5 protein-coding genes are annotated in these 3179 nt (G+C 71.6%); 3 read left to right on the top strand and 2 right to left on the bottom strand.

Going from position 1 to position 3179, the window contains the following annotated elements; genetic code table 11:
* From AB0C29_RS40565 to AB0C29_RS40555, 3 genes are all read left to right on the top strand, one after another.
* The coding region (locus AB0C29_RS40565; RefSeq protein ID WP_360832294.1) for an ATP-binding cassette domain-containing protein at nucleotides 1–376 on the top strand (376 nt) is incomplete at its 5' end.
* Nucleotides 373–1110: an ABC transporter permease gene (locus AB0C29_RS40560; protein ID WP_360832292.1), complete on the top strand. Its 738-nt coding sequence runs from the start codon at nucleotides 373–375 to the stop codon at nucleotides 1108–1110. The genes AB0C29_RS40565 and AB0C29_RS40560, both read left to right, overlap by 4 nt.
* A gap of 12 nt (nucleotides 1111–1122) precedes the next feature.
* Nucleotides 1123–1731 carry a TetR family transcriptional regulator gene (locus AB0C29_RS40555; RefSeq protein WP_360832289.1) on the top strand — a complete coding sequence of 203 codons (609 nt, stop codon included), beginning with the start codon at nucleotides 1123–1125 and terminating at the stop codon, nucleotides 1729–1731.
* Between the two features lie 27 nt (nucleotides 1732–1758).
* Here the strand turns inward: AB0C29_RS40555 and AB0C29_RS40550 are convergent, their stop codons facing one another.
* The gene (locus tag AB0C29_RS40550; protein ID WP_360832286.1) at nucleotides 1759–2583 is read right to left on the bottom strand and encodes an alpha/beta hydrolase; all 825 of its coding nucleotides are present in this window, start codon (nucleotides 2581–2583) and stop codon (nucleotides 1759–1761) included.
* A 90-nt stretch (nucleotides 2584–2673) separates the two neighbouring features.
* The coding region (locus AB0C29_RS40545) for a DUF2470 domain-containing protein (RefSeq protein WP_360832284.1) at nucleotides 2674–3179 on the bottom strand (506 nt) is incomplete at its 5' end.

Raw genomic sequence — 3179 nt, 5'->3', positions numbered from 1 at the left:
CGTCGGCCTGGCCGGCGCGGCCGGTCAGCTGGTCGGCAACCTGTCCGGCGGCCAGCGCAGCCGGGCCTCGCTGGGCTGCGCGATGATCGGCGCGCCCCGGCTGCTGGTGCTGGACGAGCCCACCGTCGGGCAGGACCCGGTGCTGCGGGCCGACCTGTGGGCGAAGTTCCACGCGCTGGCCGCGGCGGGCACGACCCTGCTGGTCTCGAGCCACGTGATGGACGAGGCCGGGCGCTGCGACCGGCTGCTGCTGATCCGCGAGGGCCGGCTGATCGGCGACGACTCCCCCGACGCGATCCGCGCCGCGGCCGGCACCGACGACCTGGAAGAGGCCTTCCTGCGCCTCATCCGCGACCGGGAGGTGGCGGCGGCATGAGTCTGCGGATCACTCTCTCCACGGCCGCGCGCATCCTGCGGCAGCTGCGGCACGACCGGCGCACGGTGGCCCTGCTGGTCGTCGTGCCGGCGGTCCTGCTGGTCCTGCTCTATTTCATGTACGACGGCGCGGGTGGCACCTTCGACCGCATCGCCCTGGTCATGCTCGGGATCTTCCCGTTCGTGATCATGTTCCTGGTGACCAGCATCGCGATGCTGCGCGAACGCACCACCGGCACCCTGGAACGGCTGCTCACCACCCCGCTGGGCAAGCTCGATCTGCTCTTCGGCTACGGGCTCGCGTTCGGGCTGGCCGCGGCGGTGCAGGCCGGGGTCGCGGTGGCGGTGGCGTACTGGGCGCTGGGGCTGGACACGGTCGGCACCGCCGGGCTGGTCGTGCTGATCGCCGTGGTCAACGCGGTGCTCGGGGTGGCGCTCGGGCTGTTCTGCAGCGCCTTCGCACGCACCGAGTTCCAGGCCGTACAGTTCCTACCGGTGGTGGTCGTGCCGCAGATCCTGCTGTGCGGGCTGTTCGTGCCGCGCGGGCAGATGGCCGGCTGGCTGCAGGCGACCTCGGACGTGCTGCCGCTGTCGTACGCGATCGAGGCGTTGACCCAGGTCGGAGCCCACCCCGACGCCACCACGACGATGTGGCGCGACCTGACGGTCGTGCTCGGTGCGGTGGTCGTCGCGCTGGTCCTGGCCGCCGCGACGCTGCGGCGCCGCACCCCCTGACAAGGAGCTCTTTTGGTACGGCGTAGCGGGCGGCGTCCGGGCAACCAGGACACCAAGCAGTCCATCCTGGAATCCGCCCGCACCGTGTTCGCCGAGGCCGGCTTCGACAAGGCCTCGGTACGGGCCATCGCCGCCGCCGCCGGGGTCGACCCGGCCCTGGTCCACCACTACTTCGGCACCAAGGAGAAGCTCTTCCTGGCGTCGATGAACTCACCGATCAACCCGGCCGAGCTGATCCCGGAGGCGATGGCCGGGCCCCGTGAGCAGGCGGGCGAGCGGCTCGTCGCCCTGGTGCTGCGGATCTGGGACTCCCCCGCCGGCGTGGCCGCGGTGGCCCTGATGCGCTCGGCGATGAGCAACGAGTGGACGGCCCGGCTGATGCGCGAGTTCGTGGTCACCCAGGTGCTGCGCCGCGCGATCGCCGAGCTGGACATCGACGAGAAGGAGGCACCGACCCGGGCGGCGCTGGTCGCCACCCAGATCGGCGGCCTCGCGATGATCCGCTACCTGCTCAAGGTCGAGCCGGTGGCCTCCGCCCCGGCCGAACGGCTGGTGGCCGCGATCGGCCCGACCGTGCAGCGCTACCTGACGGGTGACCTGCCGGGCGTCTTCGACGCCTGACTTGCGCCGCCGGGGCGGTGGCCCACGTCAGGACTGCAGGAAGGCCAGCAGGTCGGCGTTGATCGTCTCGGCCTGCGTGGTCGGCATCCCGTGCGGGAAACCGGCATAGGTCTTCAGCGTCCCGTTCTGCACCAGCTTCGCGGACAGCGGCGCGGAGTCGGCGTACGGCACGATCTGGTCGTCGTCGCCGTGCATGACCAGGACCGGCACCGTGATCTTCTTGAGGTCCTCGGTGAAGTCGGTCTGCGAGAAGGCGACGATGCCGTCGTAGTGCGCCTTGGCCCCGCCCATCATCCCCTGCCGCCACCAGTTCTGGATGATCGCCTCGGAGGGCTCCACGCCGGGGCGGTTGAAGCCGTAGAACGGGCCGGACGGCAGGGCCCGGTAGAAGTCGGACCGGCCGGCGGCCAGCTGCGCCTGGAGGTCGTCGAAGACGCTCTTGGGCAGGCCGCCGGGGTTGGCCTCGGTCTGCACCATCAGCGGCGGGACCGCGCTGATCAGCACCGCCTTGGCCACCCGGGACTCGCCGTGGCGGGCGATGTAGTGCACGACCTCGCCGCCGCCGGTGGAGTGTCCGACGTGCACAGCGTCGTGCAGGTCGAGGTGGGCGGTCAGGGCGGCCAGGTCGTCGGCGTAGTGGTCCATGTCGTGGCCGTCGCTGGTCTGCGTGGATCGCCCGTGTCCGCGCCGGTCATGGGCGATGACCCGGTAGCCGTGCTGGACGAAGAACAGCAGCTGGGTGTCCCAGTCGTCGGCCGACAACGGCCAGCCGTGGCTGAAGACGATCGGCTGGCCCGAGCCCCAGTCCTTGTAGAAGATCTCCGTACCGTCGGATGTGGTGATCGTTCCCATGATGCCTCCATCGGTCCGGGCGCCGTTGCGCCGACGACCATCCTGGTCCTTACGGTCTACCGCCGGGACCACTTCGGGGTGAACATCCGATCAGCGGATTGTTTCGGCCTCGCTGTCACGGGTGCACCGGTGACAGAGCACCGGGTGCAGCAGGTGGGCCAGGTCGTGGCGGTCGGTGACCGGGCGCGGGAAGGCCAGCCGGGCGAGCCGGTCGCCCAGGCGGACCATGAAGCCGTACCGGTCCAGGCGCACGACCCTGGGCTCGTCGCCGGGGCGGGCGGCCGGGCCGAGCTGGCGGCGGACGTAGCCGGCCATCTCGTCGACGTGGTGGTCGGCGAGGTCGGCGATCAGGTCGAACTCGATGGTGCGCAGCGGGTCGGGGCCGGCCAGGGCGTAGTCGTCCGGGTCGACGTCGACCAGCACGCCGTTGCGTTCGTAGCGCACCTCGGCGACCTCCATCCGGTGCAGGACCTGGGAGTCGCCCACGTCGAGCAGATCGGGTGCCGGGTCGGAGTCGGCGTAGTCCAGGGCGGCCTCGCGGGCCTGCTCGCCGGTGAGCGCCACGGCCCAGCCGGCCACCCAGACCCGGCCGAGCG

The sequence above is a fragment of the Actinoplanes sp. NPDC048791 genome (assembly GCF_040650095.1).
Classification (GTDB): Bacteria; Actinomycetota; Actinomycetes; order Mycobacteriales; family Micromonosporaceae; genus Actinoplanes.
The sequence above is the reverse complement of the archived record's forward strand: the minus strand, read 5'-3'. Positions and strand labels throughout refer to the sequence as shown.

Excerpts from the sequence above, each read along its gene's own strand:
- AB0C29_RS40560 (WP_360832292.1), top strand. The coding sequence starts at position 373 with ATGAGTCTGCGGATCACTCTCTCCACGGCCGCGCGCATCCTGCGGCAG.
- AB0C29_RS40550 (WP_360832286.1), bottom strand. The coding sequence starts at position 2,583 with ATGGGAACGATCACCACATCCGACGGTACGGAGATCTTCTACAAGGAC.